This is a genomic window from Lysobacter sp. TY2-98 (assembly GCF_003367355.1).
Classification (GTDB): domain Bacteria; phylum Pseudomonadota; class Gammaproteobacteria; order Xanthomonadales; family Xanthomonadaceae; genus Cognatilysobacter.
Window position 1 is genome coordinate 1844035 of sequence record NZ_CP031413.1, and the last position, 13689, is coordinate 1857723.

Here is a 13689-nt window from a genome sequence, read left to right on the forward strand (position 1 = left end):
CAGTCAGAGTCCTTCGAGCAGCGCGGAGAACGCACGCGCACTCAGTTCGACGTGGTTCGACAGCCGATGTGCGTCGTCGACCATGAGCAGCGTGGCGCAGCGCGCCTTCGCCCAGCCGACGACGTCATCCGCCGGGATCAGCTCGTCACCCCAGCCGTGGACGATCGACGTCGGCACGTTGGCCGCCTGCAGCGGATGTGCGGCATCCAGCGCGACCGGCGGCGCCATCAGGAACAGTGCGCTGACGTCGAACTCGAGCGAGACGCGGCCGCTGATCCACGCGCCGAGGCTCGAGCCGGCGAGCACCACCGGACCACGCGCTGCCGCGGCACGCACGCGCTCGCGCAGGCGTTCGAGGCGCGCGGCGACATCGCCGAGCGGGCTGACGTCGCGCATCGCGTCGAGGTCGGTGTAGTCGGGGCGCTCGTGGCTGAAACCGAGGCGCTCGGCGACGTCGGCGAGCGCGGTCACCTTGGTGGCGTCCGGGCCGCTTTCGAAACCGTGGGAAAGGATGCAGTGGCCGCGCATGGCGCTCGGAAGGCAGGGAAGACGGCCATTGTCGCCGGTCCGCGCGTCTGGCGCGTCGCGGGCGGCCGTCGTCGCCCCGTCACGCTACGATCGCCGCATGCTGCCCGACCTGCCGCCCCTGCCCATCGACGTCGATCCCCTGCCCTACGAGGCGCGCCTGGAGGCGCGGCCGCTGTCGCAGGTCGACCTCGTCGTCATCCACTGCACGGAAGTGCCGACGCTCGCCGAGTCGCGGGCGTTCGGCGAGAAGGTGCTGTACGAAGGCAGCGGCACCGGCAACAGCGGGCACTTCTACATCGACCGCGACGGCTCGCTGCACCAGTACGTCGCCATCGAGCGCGTCGCCAACCACACGCGGGGCTACAACCCGCGGTCGATCGGCATCGAACTCGTCAACACCGGCCGCTATCCGCGCTGGCTGGACGCCGACCATCAGGCGATGGACGAGCCCTATACGCCCGCGCAGATCGACACGCTGGTTGCGTTGCTGAAGCGGCTCGCGGCGGACCACCCTGCACTGCGCTTCATCGCCGGCCACGAGGACCTGGACACCACGGTCGTCGCGGCCAGCGACGACCCGACCCGCCAGGTTCGCCGCAAGCGCGACCCCGGCCCGCTGTTTCCGTGGCCGCACGTGCTGACCAACGTCCGGTTGCAGCGCCTGAACGCGCCCGCGCCCTGAACCGGGCGGACGGGGACCGGCCGCTATAATTCGCGGCCATTCCGCAGGAAATCCGCGCATGACCTCCCCGGTTTCCGAGCTGGTCGACCTGCTCGCGGTCGAACGGCTCGAAGACAACGTGTTCCGCGGCCAGAGCCGCGACATCGGCACCAAGTACGTCTTCGGCGGCCAGGTGCTCGGCCAAGCGCTGTCAGCGGCGCAGAACACGATGGATTCGGCCAAGGACGAGCGCGGGGCGCATTCGCTGCACGCCTACTTCCTGCGTGCCGGCGACATCGAAGCGCCGATCCTGTACATGGTCGACCGCACGCGCGACGGTGGCAGCTTCTCGGTGCGTCGCGTGACGGCGATCCAGCACGGCCAGCCGATCCTGTTCCTGGCCGCGTCGTTCCAGCACCAGGAAGAAGGCAACGAACACCAGCTGTCGATGCCCGAAGTGCCGAAGCCCGAGGACGTCGAACACGATCACACCGTGCCGCCGGAAGTGCTGGCCAAGCTGCCGACCAAGGTGCAGCGCTGGCTGTCCCGCCAGGGACCGTTCGAGTTCCGCCACGTCTATCCGCGCGACGAACTGCGTCCGCCCAAGCGTCCGCCTTACCAGCAGGTCTGGTTCCGCCTGAGCGAGAAGGTCGGCGACGATCCGGAACTGCATCGCGCGCTGCTGACGTATGCGTCCGACTTCCATCTGCTCGGCACGGCAACCTTTCCGCACGGCATCAGCTACTACCAGCCGAACGTGCAGATGGCCTCGCTCGATCACGCGCTGTGGTTCCACCGCCCGTTCCGCGCGGACGACTGGCTGCTCTACACGATCGACAGCCCCAGCGCGCAAGGCGCACGCGGCCTGGCCCGCGGCATGATCTACGACCGTGAGGGCCGCCTGGTCGCCAGTACCGCACAGGAAGGCATGATCCGCGTGCTGCCCGAAAGCGCCGGCCGCGCGCCGCAGGTGGGCTGATGCGCCAGGTCTTTTCCAGTGCACGGCTCGAGAACGTCGAGCGCGTCGCCGAGATGCTGCGCGAAGCCGGCATCGAAGTTCGCATCACCGACGGCCGCTCGTACAAGGGTGGCCGTCGTTCGACCGTCAGCTATCGGGACAAGGGTGAAGCGTCCCGCCCGGCGGTATGGGTCGTGCATTCGAGCGACGGCAGCCGTGCGCGTGAAATCCTGCGCGACGCCGGCCTGCTCGATTCGACGCGTCCCTCCGACGCCAAGCTGAGCTTCCGCTCCGAATTTGGCGACGAAACCACGCGCACACCGGCGCAGCGCCGCGCGACCAAGGTCAAGGTCGCACTGCTGTTCGGCATCGTCATCGTGGTGGTGATGGCGTTCTTCCGCGCCGGCCGCACACCCGCACCACCGCAGCTCGCATCGGGCCCGTTCGACGGGCACGTCGCCGCAACACTGCTGCCGGTCGCACAGGCGGTGCTGCAGAAGGAGCTGCCTGATATCGATACGCCGGTCGCGTGTCTCGCCGTCGATCATGCCGACGCACCGCGCGAAGTGCGCGACGTGCTGCGCCCGCAGCCGGGCCTGACGCTGGTGCCGGCGTCGCACTGCGAGCGCATCGCCGACGAGGACACGGGCTCGGTACATCCGCCGTCGAAGAAGAAGGCGACGATGGTCGACGTCGATCATTTCCGCCCGACCGCCCCCGACGTCGGCACGATCGAATACAGCGCCTATCACCACCGCATGTGGGCGAAGTACAAGACGCTCGAGGTCAAGCGCGTGAACGGGGTCTGGCAGGTGACGAAGACACTGAAGGTCGTTGCGCCGTAAGCGGGTCGTTCGCACGGCGCGGCAAAGCAGGCGGCGTTGCAGCGTCCGCCTGTGGACGCACATTGCGCCGCGCGCCGGCGTCGTCACGACCGGCGGCTCACAGCATTACGCGAAAGTGGAAGCAGTTCACGCCTAGCCCTTCGCGGAAGTAGAACCGGTGCGCGCTTTCGCGCTGCACACCGGAATCGAGATGCAGCTGCGTGCAACCACTGCGCCGTGCTTCCGCCTTCAGCCAGTCCAGCAATGCCCGGCCGTGGCCTCGCGAGCGGACGCGTCCGTCGGTGCTGAGGTCATCGACGTAGAGAATCGGCCCGCCGGTGTAGAGCATTTCGAAGATGCGGAAGCCGGCCACCGCACGGACGTCGCCGTCTTCGACCAGTGCGACCTGACGATATCCGGCATCCATCATGCGGCGCACGGTGGTCACGTAATCGGCTTCGGCGACGCTCGGGCGCAGCTGCCGCATGACGTCGCGCGTCGCGAGAATCTCGGCATCGGTTGTGGCTTCGGTGATCGTCACGGTCATACCCGTCGCGTCGCGTTGTTCGCCCGCGACCGACGATAGGTCGTCCACGCAGCTTCACTCGCTGCCCGAACGGGCAATCGGATGAGCGGTGGACGACATGCGCGTTGTCGCCTCGAAAACGTCGCGAGATCGCCTGCGAGCGCAGCACGCGCAGCGTGCCCGACAAAAAAATGGCCCGCGTCGGAGAACGCGGGCCAGGTCATGCAACTTGGGGAAATCAGGAGCGGCCGGTGCCGCCGGAGCCGACGCCGTTGTCGCGCTGCGGATGCATGCGCTTGAACGCGGCGCGCATTTCCTCGCGGTCGACGAAGCCGTCCCTATTCGTGTCGACGTCGTTGAACTTCGCGGCGAACGGCGAGTTGGCGGCTTCCGCGCGGCTGAGGCGACCGTCCTTGTCGGCGTCAAGCTTGGCGAGGCCGCCGCGGCCTTCGTGCTGCGGGCGCTCGGAGGCGTCGATGCGGCCGTCGCGGTTCTTGTCGAGCTGGTCGAACTTCTGCGCGAACTGCGGGATCTTCGCGGCTTCGGTGCGATCGATCGCGCCGTCGCCGTTCGCATCGAGCTTGGCGAAACCGCCGCCGTGGCGCATGCCATCGCGGCCGCCCCACTGCGGGCGCTCCGACGCGTCGATGCGGCCGTCCTTGTTCTTGTCGAGCTGGTCGAACTTCGCCGCGAACTGCGGGATCTTCGCCGCCTCGGCGCGATCGATGGCACCGTCGTTATTGGCGTCGAGCTTCTTCCAGCCGCCTTCGTGGCCGCCGCGCATGCCGTCGTGGTGCGGACGCTCGCCGGCGTCGATGCGGCCGTCCTTGTTCTTGTCGAGCTCGTCGAATTTCTGCGCCAGGCGCGGATTCTTCGCCGCTTCGGTACGGTCGATCACGCCGTCGCCGTTGGCGTCGAGCCGGGCGTGCGGGCGCGCGCCGGTCGGAGCGGCGGTGGTGGTCGCCGGCGGGGCCGCGAACGCCGCGCCGGCGGCGAGCACCGAGGCCACGGCAAGGGCGAGGATCTGGGAATGCTTCACGTGCGTACTCCGGGATGCAGGCGTTGCCGCCGATGCAAGGGAAACGTCCGGACCGTTCGGCGGTTGACGTCGCCCCGTCCGCGTTCAGCCGCGGGCCAGCCGCAACGGGCGGTATGCTCCGGGCCATGGGCAACACCCCGTCGCGCGAAGGCGAAGACCTCCGCCTGTTCCACACGGGCCTGCACGAGTGCGGCTACTGGCCGGGCCGGCAGGCGCGCGACCTCGTGCTCGATCCGCGCGACCCGCGCCTGCCCGAGTGGTACGCGCTGGCGTTGGGCTGGGGATTCCGCCGCTCCGGCGACATCGTCTACCGCCCGCACTGCGCCGCCTGCCGCGCCTGCACGCCGGTGCGCATCCCAGTCGCGGGCTTCCGGCCGAACCGCACGCAGCGCAAGAACCTGCGTCGCAACAGCGACCTCGTCATGCGCATCTGCCCGGCCGAGCGCACGGACGAACACCTCGATCTCTACCGACGTTACCTGTCGACGCGCCACGCTGGCGGCGGCATGGACGGCCACGGCGCGCCGGAGTTCGACCAGTTCCTCGTCGGGCGCTGGAGCCGCACGCGCTTCCTCGAATTCCGCACCGCGACCGCCGACCACAGGTTGCTCGCCGTCGCCGTCACCGACATGACGCCCGAAGCGCTGTCAGCCGTGTACACGTTCTACGACCCCGACCACGCCGATCGCAGTCTCGGCACCTACGCCGTGCTTCGCCAGCTGCAATGGGCGATCGACGAAGGCCGCGACCACCTCTATCTCGGCTACTGGATCGCCGGTCATCCGAAGATGGATTACAAGCAGCGATTCCGACCGCTCGAAGCCTTCGACGGCCGCCAGTGGCTGGCCTTTCCCGACGAGACCCCATGACCCGATTCCTGACGACCGCGCTGCTGATCGCAGCGCTGATCCTGCTTGCCGCCTGCGTGCGCGTCCGCGTGCAGGGCGACCGCGACGCCTGGGCACGCGACGTGCGTGCGAACGGCACTGCCGCGGTACGCATCGCGACCTACAACACGTCGCTCAACGACGATCGCGCCAACGGCCTGATCGAACGCCTCGAAGCGGGCGATGCGAATGCGCGCAAGGTCGCGGCCGTGCTGCAACGCGTGCGTCCCGACATCGTGCTGCTCAACGAGTTCGACTACGACGACGCGCATCGCGCCGCGGATCTGTTCCAGCAGCGCTACCTCGGCGTCGCACAGCCGGGCGGTGGCGACGCGCTGACGTATGCGTATCGCTACCTCGCGCCGGTCAACACCGGTGTGCCGAGCGGATTCGATCTCGATCGCAATGGTGTGATCGGTGGCGAAGGCCGCAGCGCGGGCAACGACTCGTGGGGCTTCGGACTGCACCCCGGCCAGTACGGCATGCTCGTCCTATCGCGTTATCCGATCGACACGAACGACGTCCGCACCTTCCAGCACTTCCTCTGGAAGAACCTGCCGAACGCACGCGCGCCGCGCGATCCCAAGACGGGTGAGCCGTGGTATTCGGCCGCCGCGTGGGCGAAGTTTCCGCTGTCGTCGAAGTCGCACTGGGACGTGCCGGTCCGCACGCCGCCCGGTCGCATCCACGTGCTCGCCGCGCATCCGACGCCGCCGGTCTTCGACGGCACGGAAAACCGCAATGGCCTGCGCAACTACGACGAAATCCGTCTGTGGTCGGAGTACCTGTCAGGCGGCGACAAGCCGTGGCTCTGCGACGATCGCGGCCGCTGCGGCGGCCTCGCGCAGGACGCTTCATTCGTGATCCTCGGCGACCACAATGCCGACCCGGCCGACGGTGACGGCGAGCCCGGCGCCATCCTGCAGGTCGTCAACCATCCGCGCATCAACAACGCGGTCGCGCCGACGAGCGAAGGCGGCCCGGAACGCGCCGCGCAGTACGGCATCGCGCGCAGGGGCAACGTCGCGCAGCACACCGGCGATTTCGGTCCGCAGGCCGGCACGATGCGACTGGACTACGTGCTGCCGTCGAAGGACCTGCCCGTGCGCGGCGGCGGCATCTTCTGGCCGAAACAGGGCGCGCCCGGCAGCGAACTGCTCGACGCCAGCGATCACCACCTGGTCTGGTTGGACATCGCGCCGCGCTGACGCGGCTCAGCCTTCGGGGGGTCGACGGCGGTCGTCGTCGATCGCCGCATTCGCAGCCGGCGACTGCGCGGTATGCGGCATGGCCGCCGACGATTCCTGCGCCGGCGGCGCGTTCGGGCCGACCACGGGCAACGCGTTCTGGCGCGGCTCGCGACTGCGCGCGAAGCCGAACGCGATGTCGCTGTGCATCGACACGATCATGCGCACCATCGCCATCGGAATCATCAGCTCGACTTCGGCGGCCGCGCCGTTCTCATCCTTGGCCGGCAGCGTCATTTCGACGAACGCACCGCCGGTATCGACGATGTGACAGGGAATGTGCGGACCGCTCGGGCCTTCCTGCACATAGGGCTTGATCGCGTCGCCCAGCGCTTCCCACGCCTGTTCGAACAGGAAAACGGCGTAGCCGCTGGTGTGCTCGGTCATGCGCAAGTCCTCACTTCAGATCGATGGCGATGGCGGCGGCGGACTGTCGAGCCCGCTCGCGGGCATCCTCCACATCCGCGCCGAGAGCGAGTGTGACGGCCACGCGTCGCTGTCCCGCGACACGCGGCTTGCCGAACAGGCGCAGCGCGGTATCGGGATGCGACAGCGCGTCGCCGAGGTTGGAGAAGACCGGCACGCCGTGGCCCTCGGCCAGCACCGCGCACGATGCGGCGGGCCCGTACTCGCGGATCGCCGGAATCGGCAGGCCGAGGACGGCGCGCGCATGCAGCGCGAATTCGGACAAGTCCTGCGAGATCAGCGTCACCAGGCCCGTGTCGTGCGGGCGCGGGGAGACCTCGCTGAACCACACGTCGTCGCCACGCACGAACAGTTCGACGCCGAACATGCCCCAGCCGCCGAGTTCGTCGGTGATCGCGCGCGCGATGCGCTGCGACGTCGCCAATGCCTTGGTGCTCATCGCCTGCGGCATCCAGCTCTCACGATAGTCGCCATCGCGCTGCAGATGGCCCACCGGTGCGCAGAACGTGGTGCCACCGACGTGACGCACGGTGAGCAGCGTGATCTCGTAATCGAAGTCGATGAAACCCTCGACGATGACGCGCCCTGCGCCCGCGCGGCCGCCGGTCTGTGCGTACTCCCACGCCTCGTCGATCTCGCCTTCGATGCGAACCGTCGACTGGCCCTTGCCCGACGACGACATCACCGGCTTCACCACGCACGGCAGCCCGATGCGCGCGACCGCGGCGCGGTATTCCTCGATCGTGTCGACGAACGCGTACGGCGATGTCGGCAGCTCCAGCGTTTCCGCGGCGAGGCGGCGGATGCCTTCGCGGTCCATCGTCAGCCATGCGGCGCGGGCGGTCGGGATGATGCGCGTGGGCGTGCCGTCCTGCTGGTACTGCAGCTCCAACTCGACCAGCGTCGGGGTATGGATCGCCTCGATCTCCGGCACGACCAGATGCGGCTTCTCGAGGTTGATCAGCGCGCGGATGGCGTCGCCGTCGAGCATGTCCAGCACGTGGCTGCGATGCGCGACCTGCATGGCCGGCGCGTCGGCATAACGGTCCGCGGCGATCACCTCGCAGCCCAGGCGCTGCAGCTCGATCGCGACCTCCTTGCCCAGCTCACCCGAGCCCAGCAGGAGCACGCGCGTGGCGTAGGGAGAGAGCGGCGTTCCGATCGTGGGCATGGCGCGGCATCCTGCGGGAAACGCACAGTCTAGGCGCGCGCCGTGGCGTCGGCATCGCCGCCGCACCGCAGTGTGCGCGCGGCGTGGTCGAACGGCGGACGGGTGCATGCGATCCTTGCTGGGATGCATCGACCGGGGCTCCCCATCCGACTCCTTGCCGCCGTCGCCAGCGCGCTGGCGATCGCGCTCGCCGCGTGCTCGCAGCAGCCCGCGCACGGCGACGCGCGCGTGAGCGGCCTGATGCTGGATTCGCAGTTGAGCGAGATCAGCGGGCTCGCGGTGTCCAACCGCCACGACGACACGCTGTGGATGCATGACGACGGTGGCAATCCGCCCCGCCTGTTCGCGGTGGATCGCGAAGGCGAGCGCGTCGCGACCTTCCGCGTCGAAGGCGTGCCCAAGACCGACTGGGAGGACATCGCGGCGTTCCACCAACAGGGCCGCGACTACCTGATGCTGGCCGACACCGGCGACAACGGCGGCCTGCGTCGCACGCTGCAGCTGCACGTGATCGAAGAGCCGGCAAAGCTGGAGAACGCCCGGCTCAAGCCGGCGTGGTCGATCGTTTTCCGCTGGCCGGACGGGCCGCGCGACTGCGAGGCCGTGGCCGTCGACGAGCGCCGCGGTGAGGTGCTGCTGATCTCCAAGCGTCGACAGCCGCCCGAGCTGTTCCGGCTGCCGCTGACCGCGCAGATCGATCCGCCCGCCGTCGCCGAACGCGTCGCGCGGTTGCGCATGCCCGCCGCGCTCGCGCCGCAGAGCGGCACCGACGAGCGCGCACCGCTGTCGGCGCAGGTCACCGCCGCCAGCATTTCGCCGGACGGTCAGCGCCTCGCGGTCCTCACCTACCGCTACCTGCTGATCTACGCCAAGCACCCGGCCGAGGACTGGGCGCGCGCCGTCGTCCGGCCACCGCGCGTGCTCACGCTGCCGTGGCTGCCGCAGGCCGAGGCCATGGGCTGGGACCGCGACGGCCGGCACGTCTACACCACCGGCGAGTTCGTGCCCGCCCCGCTCTACCGGATCGACGTGGACGCCGATGCCGACAAGCGGTGATAGACGGTGATATCGATCTGATATCGTTTCCTCACCCTGGAGGAAACGTCCATGAAAGAGATCCAAGCCCGTTCGCTGCCCGGTATCCCCGTCCTGCTCGCCTTGCTGGTGGCCGGCCTTGCCGACGGTGCGTTCTTCATCAACGCCGCCGCGGCCGCCGAGCCCTCGCGCATGGTGATCGCCGCCGTCGTCGGCGCCCTGCTCTTCGTCTGCCTGTTCGGCCTGTACATGCTCGAGCCGAACCAGTCGGCGGTGCTCAGCCTGTTCGGCCGCTACGTCGGCAGCGACCGCCATAACGGCCTGCGCTGGAACAACCCCTTCTATTCGAAGAAGAAGGTCAGCCTGCGCGTGCGCAACTTCGAGAGCGGCAAGCTCAAGGTCAACGAGCTGGACGGCTCCCCGATCGAGATCGCGGCCGTCATCGTCTGGCAGGTCGCGGACAGCGCTGAAGCGGTGTTCAACGTCAACGACTACGAAAGCTTCGTGCACATCCAGGCGGAATCCGCGCTGCGTGCGATGGCGACGAGCTATCCCTACGACCAGCACGAAGAGGGCCAGCTCGCGCTGCGCAGCCACGCCACCGAGATCAGCGCGCACCTCGCGCAGGAACTGGCCGAGCGCCTCGCCGACGCCGGCGTGCAGGTGGTCGACGCGCGCATCAGCCATCTGGCGTATGCACCTGAAATCGCGCAGGCCATGCTGCAGCGCCAGCAGGCGAACGCGATCATCGCCGCGCGCACACGGATCGTCGCCGGCGCCGTCGGCATGGTGCAGATGGCCCTCGCCGAACTCGAGAAGAACGGCGTCGTGCACCTGGACGAAGAGCGCAAGGCGCAGATGGTCAGCAACCTGCTGGTCGTGCTCTGCGGCGAACGCGGCACACAGCCCATCGTCAACGCCGGTTCCATCTACTGATGGACGGCACCGGCATCGCGCTCGCCTTCGCGCTGACCAGCGTGCCGGCGTTCCTGGTCGCGCAGTCGCTGGCGAAGAGCAGCCAGCGGCGCGATCCGGATGCGCGCGAGTCGCACCTCGCACTGGTGCTGGTGCGCTTCATGCGCGTGGTCGGCATCACGATGCTGGTCGGCGCAGGTGCCATGCTTTGGGCGCGTGGCGACGTCAGTCGCATCGTGATGGTGGCGCTCGGTGTCGCGCTCGCGGTCAACGCGCTCGCGGTGGCGATGCTGGTCGCCGTGCTGCGCGGGCGCCGTCGATGAGCGAGAAAAAGGCCTATCCGCTGCGCATCAACGCCGAAGTGCTGTCGGCGGTGCAGCGCTGGGCCGACGACGAGCTACGCAGCCTCAACGCGCAGATCGAATACGTGTTGCGCGACGCCCTGCGCAAGGCCGGCCGGATGCCGAAAGCCGGCGTTCCTGAAGAGACGCCCGTGGAGGGCGATGAGACATGAGCGGTCGTCGCTGGTCGTACAAGGTCGTGCAGGTGAAGCCGCGCATGCTGGGGCTGCGCACGGAGGACGTCGAAGCGACGCTCGCGCAGCTCGGCCAAGCGGGCTGGGAACTCGTCAACGCCGTGCAGGCCGGTCTCTACACCTGGCTCTACATGAAGAAGGAGATCTGAGATGAAGCGTCGCAATGCATCCTTTGCCACCGTCGCGATCGTCATGTTGATCGTTCTCGCGGCCGCGATACACGCCGCCTGAGCGATGGACGCACCGCTGCGCACTTTCGAAGTCGAACCGCCGTCGCAGACCGCCGTGCTGCTGCTCGGCGCCACCGCGGCGCTGCCGGTACTGGCTCTTCTGGTCGCGCTGGCGCTGCTGGCGCACGCGTCTCGACCGGTTGAGGCAGCAGCGGCATTCGCGGTCGCGCTCGTGGTCGGACTGGTCGCCGCGTCCTTCATGCTGCTGTCGCTCCGACGTCGTGCGATCGAACTCACGTCGACGCAGCTGATCGTCAAGGCGGGCCCGTTTACCCGCCGCGTGCCGCGTTCGGATATCGATGTCGATGGCGCGCGCGTCTCGCCACTCGGCGAGCATCCGGACTCGCACGCTCGGCTCAAGCTGTTCGGCGCCGCACTGCCCGGCTATCGCGCGGGCTGGTTCCTGATGCGCGACGGCCAGCGCGCGTTCCTCATGACCACCACCGGCCGTGCGCTGCGCCTGCCGGTGCGCGATCAACCCGCGCTGGTGGTCACCCCGGTGCAACCCGAAGCCCTGCTCGACGCGCTGCGCGGCGTGGCGAGCGCGCAGGCGTCCCGCTAACCTGCCGCGATGCGCATCCGTCCGACCGTCCTCGTCAACACGCCCGAGATCGAACTCTGGCCCGCGCATCTGCTGCGCGCGCGTTCCAATGCCAACGCGCGCGTGATCGCACGCGCCACGCACGTGTTGCGACGCAAGCGCGACGGCCGCTTCCTCGCGGCGTCGACTGCAGCGGGGCTCGAAACACTCGCGTGGAACTGGCGACGCGAAGCCGGCGTCGACGCCGCCCTCCGCGCACTCGCCGCACCCGCGCACGGCACGCATGTCGACGATCACGACCTGCCGCTGGCACGCATCGAACATCGCCTGCATGCACTCGGGCTCGACGCCGAGGCCTACGGCGCGCGCACCGGTCTCGCACTCGTCGCCGAACCGGCCGCCCTCGCCTTCGCCGGTTTCGATCGCTATCGCCGCCCGCTCTGGCTGCGTCCCGCTGCCGCGCGCGCCTGGCACGTCATGCAGGACGCCGCGCGCCGCGATGGCATCGCGCTCGAAGCGATCTCCGGCTACCGCAGCCACGACTACCAGCTCGCCATCTTCGAGCGGAAGCTCGCACGCGGTCAGACCGTCGACGACATCCTCACCGTCAACGCCGCGCCGGGCTACAGCGAGCACCATGCGGGCCGCGCGCTCGATATCTCCTCGCCGGGCGAACCGCCGGCGGAGGAGTCGTTCGAACGAACCGCCGCGTTCGAATGGCTGCAGGCGAACGCGGGCGCGTACGGCTTCGTCATGAGCTACCCACGCGACAACCCGCACGGCATCGTCTACGAGCCGTGGCACTGGTGCCATCGCGGTTGAGCGCGCGCGGTGGAAATCATGTCGGTGCGCCGCTGTCGTCGCCGGCGATTCGCGCCGTGCTGTTCGACTTCGACGGCGTGCTGACGACGCATCCGACCGGCTCGTTCACCACCGTCGGATACATGGCGCAAGCGCTCGAGCTGTCCGAGTCCGTCATCCGCGAGGCGTTCGCGCCGTTCAACGAAGGCCTGCTCACCGGCCATACGACCTATGCGGCGATCTGGCCCGCGTTCTGCGCGCGGCTCGGTCGCGACGTCCACATGAGCGTCCTGCACGCCGCGTTCGACGCGACGCCGATGAACCATCCGATGTTCGCGCTCGCACGCCAGCTCGCGACGCGGCTTCGCGTCGGCATCGTCACCGACAACTGGCGGGAGCGCATCGACCATCTCGCCGCTGCGTGGAACCTCGCGGCGCTGTTCGATCCGATCGTGGTGTCCGCGTCTGTCGGCAGCGGCAAGCACGATGCGCGCATCTTCGAATTCGCCCTTCAGCAGCTCGCGGCGGCGCCCGCCGAAGTCGTCTTCATCGACAACAGCCCGCGCAATCTCCATGCATCGGCGATGCTCGGCATGCACGCGATCCATTTCGACGATGCACTCAACGACGTCGATGCGCTCGCGGCGACGCTCCGCACGCGATTCGGCCTCGACTGCGAGGGGTTGACGCTCAGCTCTGCGAGCGCTTGACCGGCGCGGACGCCGGCGTCGCGAAGTCTGCGATGCGCCAGAGATAGAAGCTCGCGTACGTGCGGTACGGCCCCCAGGCCTCACCGCGTTCGGCGAGTGCGCGCGGCGGCAGCATCGCGTCGAGTTCGTCGAGCACCTGCGCACCCTTGCGGATGCCGAGATCGTCGACGGGCAGCACGTCCGGCCGACCGAGACGGAACATCAGCATCATCTCGACCGTCCAGCGCCCGATGCCGCGGATCGGCACCAGCGCCGCGATGATCGCGTCTTCGTCCATCACCGACATCTGCCGCAGCGTCGGGATCTCGCCGAGTTGTTCGCGGCGTGCGAGATCGCGCAGCGCGAGCAGCTTGTTGCCGGACACGCCACAGGCGCGGAGCGTGGGATCGTCGCAGCGGCCCAGCGTGTCGAAATGCAGGCGGTCGCTTTCGATCGCCGCTTCGACGCGCGAGACGATCGTCGCCGCGGCCTTGCCCGACAGCTGCTGATAGAGGATCGCGCGGGCCAGCGCGTCCACCGGATCGAACGGACGGCGCCACTGCGGATTCGCCTCGATCGGGCCGATGCGGCGCATCCATTTGCCCAGCTCACGATCGGCACGCCGCAGATGTTTGGCGGCGGCGTCGACATCGAATCCCCGTGACCAACGCGGCAT

19 protein-coding genes are annotated in these 13689 nt (G+C 68.8%); 13 read left to right on the top strand and 6 right to left on the bottom strand.

The window, feature by feature from the left end; translation table 11 throughout:
- Positions 1-3 precede the first annotated feature (3 nt).
- Positions 4-528, bottom strand: a complete 525-nt coding sequence (locus DWG18_RS08825; RefSeq protein ID WP_115646850.1) for a YqiA/YcfP family alpha/beta fold hydrolase — start codon at positions 526-528, stop codon at positions 4-6.
- Between the two features lie 100 nt (positions 529-628).
- On the opposite strand from DWG18_RS08825, the gene DWG18_RS08830 reads away from it, so the two are divergent.
- Genes DWG18_RS08830 through DWG18_RS08840 form a run of 3 tightly spaced genes read left to right on the top strand, consistent with a single transcriptional unit; the run spans position 629 to position 2992 of the window.
- On the top strand, positions 629-1210 hold the full coding sequence (locus DWG18_RS08830; protein WP_115648112.1) for an N-acetylmuramoyl-L-alanine amidase: 582 nt from the start codon (positions 629-631) through the stop codon (positions 1208-1210).
- A 58-nt stretch (positions 1211-1268) separates the two neighbouring features.
- Positions 1269-2168, top strand: coding sequence for an acyl-CoA thioesterase II (locus DWG18_RS08835; protein ID WP_115646851.1), 900 nt, complete (start codon positions 1269-1271; stop codon positions 2166-2168).
- Positions 2168-2992, top strand: a complete 825-nt coding sequence (locus DWG18_RS08840; protein ID WP_115646852.1) for a hypothetical protein — start codon at positions 2168-2170, stop codon at positions 2990-2992. Before DWG18_RS08835 ends, DWG18_RS08840 begins: the two co-directional genes overlap by 1 nt.
- A 97-nt stretch (positions 2993-3089) precedes the next feature.
- Here DWG18_RS08840 and DWG18_RS08845 read toward each other — a convergent pair whose 3' ends face one another.
- Together DWG18_RS08845 and DWG18_RS08850 are read right to left on the bottom strand one after the other, a co-directional pair.
- Positions 3090-3518: a GNAT family N-acetyltransferase gene (locus tag DWG18_RS08845; RefSeq protein WP_115648113.1), complete on the bottom strand. Its 429-nt coding sequence runs from the start codon at positions 3516-3518 to the stop codon at positions 3090-3092.
- A 217-nt stretch (positions 3519-3735) separates the two neighbouring features.
- Positions 3736-4536 (bottom strand): calcium-binding protein, encoded by an 801-nt coding sequence (locus tag DWG18_RS08850; protein WP_115646853.1) that lies wholly within the window; start codon positions 4534-4536, stop codon positions 3736-3738.
- 125 nt (positions 4537-4661) lie between these two features.
- Here DWG18_RS08850 and DWG18_RS08855 point away from each other — a divergent pair, with 125 nt between their 5' ends.
- Both DWG18_RS08855 and DWG18_RS08860 read left to right on the top strand, forming a co-directional pair.
- Positions 4662-5405 (top strand): arginyltransferase, encoded by a 744-nt coding sequence (locus DWG18_RS08855; protein WP_115646854.1) that lies wholly within the window; start codon positions 4662-4664, stop codon positions 5403-5405.
- Entirely contained in the window at positions 5402-6631 is a 1230-nt protein-coding gene (locus DWG18_RS08860) for an endonuclease/exonuclease/phosphatase family protein (RefSeq protein WP_115646855.1), read from the top strand. Before DWG18_RS08855 ends, DWG18_RS08860 begins: the two co-directional genes overlap by 4 nt.
- Before the next feature lie 6 nt (positions 6632-6637).
- Here DWG18_RS08860 and DWG18_RS08865 read toward each other — a convergent pair whose 3' ends face one another.
- Together DWG18_RS08865 and purT are read right to left on the bottom strand one after the other, a co-directional pair.
- Positions 6638-7057, bottom strand: a complete 420-nt coding sequence (locus DWG18_RS08865) for a hypothetical protein (RefSeq protein ID WP_115646856.1) — start codon at positions 7055-7057, stop codon at positions 6638-6640.
- 10 nt (positions 7058-7067) lie between these two features.
- A complete protein-coding gene (purT, locus tag DWG18_RS08870) occupies positions 7068-8267 on the bottom strand; it encodes a formate-dependent phosphoribosylglycinamide formyltransferase (protein ID WP_115646857.1) in 1200 nt (399 codons plus the stop codon).
- Between the two features lie 123 nt (positions 8268-8390).
- Between purT and DWG18_RS08875 the strand changes: the two genes are divergently transcribed.
- The 8 genes from DWG18_RS08875 (at position 8391) to DWG18_RS08910 (ending at position 13034) form a co-directional block, all read left to right on the top strand.
- The gene (locus tag DWG18_RS08875; protein WP_162823775.1) at positions 8391-9323 is read left to right on the top strand and encodes a hypothetical protein; all 933 of its coding nucleotides are present in this window, start codon (positions 8391-8393) and stop codon (positions 9321-9323) included.
- 51 nt (positions 9324-9374) lie between these two features.
- The gene (locus DWG18_RS08880) at positions 9375-10238 is read left to right on the top strand and encodes an SPFH domain-containing protein (RefSeq protein WP_115646859.1); all 864 of its coding nucleotides are present in this window, start codon (positions 9375-9377) and stop codon (positions 10236-10238) included.
- Positions 10238-10540, top strand: coding sequence for a hypothetical protein (locus DWG18_RS08885; RefSeq protein WP_115646860.1), 303 nt, complete (start codon positions 10238-10240; stop codon positions 10538-10540). The genes DWG18_RS08880 and DWG18_RS08885 overlap by 1 nt, the downstream gene beginning before the upstream one ends.
- The gene (locus DWG18_RS08890) at positions 10537-10731 is read left to right on the top strand and encodes an Arc family DNA-binding protein (RefSeq protein ID WP_115646861.1); all 195 of its coding nucleotides are present in this window, start codon (positions 10537-10539) and stop codon (positions 10729-10731) included. The genes DWG18_RS08885 and DWG18_RS08890 overlap by 4 nt, the downstream gene beginning before the upstream one ends.
- Entirely contained in the window at positions 10728-10901 is a 174-nt protein-coding gene (locus DWG18_RS08895) for a DUF4177 domain-containing protein (protein ID WP_115646862.1), read from the top strand. The genes DWG18_RS08890 and DWG18_RS08895 overlap by 4 nt, the downstream gene beginning before the upstream one ends.
- Positions 10902-10986: 85 nt before the next feature.
- Entirely contained in the window at positions 10987-11544 is a 558-nt protein-coding gene (locus tag DWG18_RS08900; RefSeq protein WP_115646863.1) for a PH domain-containing protein, read from the top strand.
- Positions 11545-11553: 9 nt separating this feature from the next.
- Complete coding sequence (locus tag DWG18_RS08905) at positions 11554-12345, top strand: M15 family metallopeptidase (protein ID WP_115646864.1); 792 nt, start codon at positions 11554-11556, stop codon at positions 12343-12345.
- A gap of 56 nt (positions 12346-12401) precedes the next feature.
- Complete coding sequence (locus tag DWG18_RS08910) at positions 12402-13034, top strand: HAD-IA family hydrolase (RefSeq protein WP_205289330.1); 633 nt, start codon at positions 12402-12404, stop codon at positions 13032-13034.
- On the opposite strand, the gene DWG18_RS08915 is transcribed toward DWG18_RS08910, so the two are convergent.
- Positions 13015-13689 (bottom strand): DNA-3-methyladenine glycosylase, encoded by a 675-nt coding sequence (locus DWG18_RS08915; protein ID WP_115646865.1) that lies wholly within the window; start codon positions 13687-13689, stop codon positions 13015-13017. The two genes, DWG18_RS08910 and DWG18_RS08915, sit on opposite strands and share 20 nt — an antisense overlap.

Bases quoted from the DNA above. Each gene is read 5' to 3' on its own strand.
- DWG18_RS08825 (WP_115646850.1), bottom strand. From the start codon at position 528: ATGCGCGGCCACTGCATCCTTTCCCACGGTTTCGAAAGCGGCCCGGAC.
- DWG18_RS08835 (WP_115646851.1), top strand. From the start codon at position 1,269: ATGACCTCCCCGGTTTCCGAGCTGGTCGACCTGCTCGCGGTCGAACGG.
- DWG18_RS08840 (WP_115646852.1), top strand. From the start codon at position 2,168: ATGCGCCAGGTCTTTTCCAGTGCACGGCTCGAGAACGTCGAGCGCGTC.
- DWG18_RS08845 (WP_115648113.1), bottom strand. From the start codon at position 3,518: ATGACCGTGACGATCACCGAAGCCACAACCGATGCCGAGATTCTCGCG.
- DWG18_RS08855 (WP_115646854.1), top strand. From the start codon at position 4,662: ATGGGCAACACCCCGTCGCGCGAAGGCGAAGACCTCCGCCTGTTCCAC.
- DWG18_RS08860 (WP_115646855.1), top strand. From the start codon at position 5,402: ATGACCCGATTCCTGACGACCGCGCTGCTGATCGCAGCGCTGATCCTG.
- DWG18_RS08865 (WP_115646856.1), bottom strand. From the start codon at position 7,057: ATGACCGAGCACACCAGCGGCTACGCCGTTTTCCTGTTCGAACAGGCG.
- purT (WP_115646857.1), bottom strand. From the start codon at position 8,267: ATGCCCACGATCGGAACGCCGCTCTCTCCCTACGCCACGCGCGTGCTC.
- DWG18_RS08875 (WP_162823775.1), top strand. From the start codon at position 8,391: ATGCATCGACCGGGGCTCCCCATCCGACTCCTTGCCGCCGTCGCCAGC.
- DWG18_RS08880 (WP_115646859.1), top strand. From the start codon at position 9,375: ATGAAAGAGATCCAAGCCCGTTCGCTGCCCGGTATCCCCGTCCTGCTC.
- DWG18_RS08885 (WP_115646860.1), top strand. From the start codon at position 10,238: ATGGACGGCACCGGCATCGCGCTCGCCTTCGCGCTGACCAGCGTGCCG.
- DWG18_RS08890 (WP_115646861.1), top strand. From the start codon at position 10,537: ATGAGCGAGAAAAAGGCCTATCCGCTGCGCATCAACGCCGAAGTGCTG.
- DWG18_RS08895 (WP_115646862.1), top strand. From the start codon at position 10,728: ATGAGCGGTCGTCGCTGGTCGTACAAGGTCGTGCAGGTGAAGCCGCGC.
- DWG18_RS08900 (WP_115646863.1), top strand. From the start codon at position 10,987: ATGGACGCACCGCTGCGCACTTTCGAAGTCGAACCGCCGTCGCAGACC.
- DWG18_RS08905 (WP_115646864.1), top strand. From the start codon at position 11,554: ATGCGCATCCGTCCGACCGTCCTCGTCAACACGCCCGAGATCGAACTC.
- DWG18_RS08915 (WP_115646865.1), bottom strand. From the start codon at position 13,689: ATGCCGCGTTGGTCACGGGGATTCGATGTCGACGCCGCCGCCAAACAT.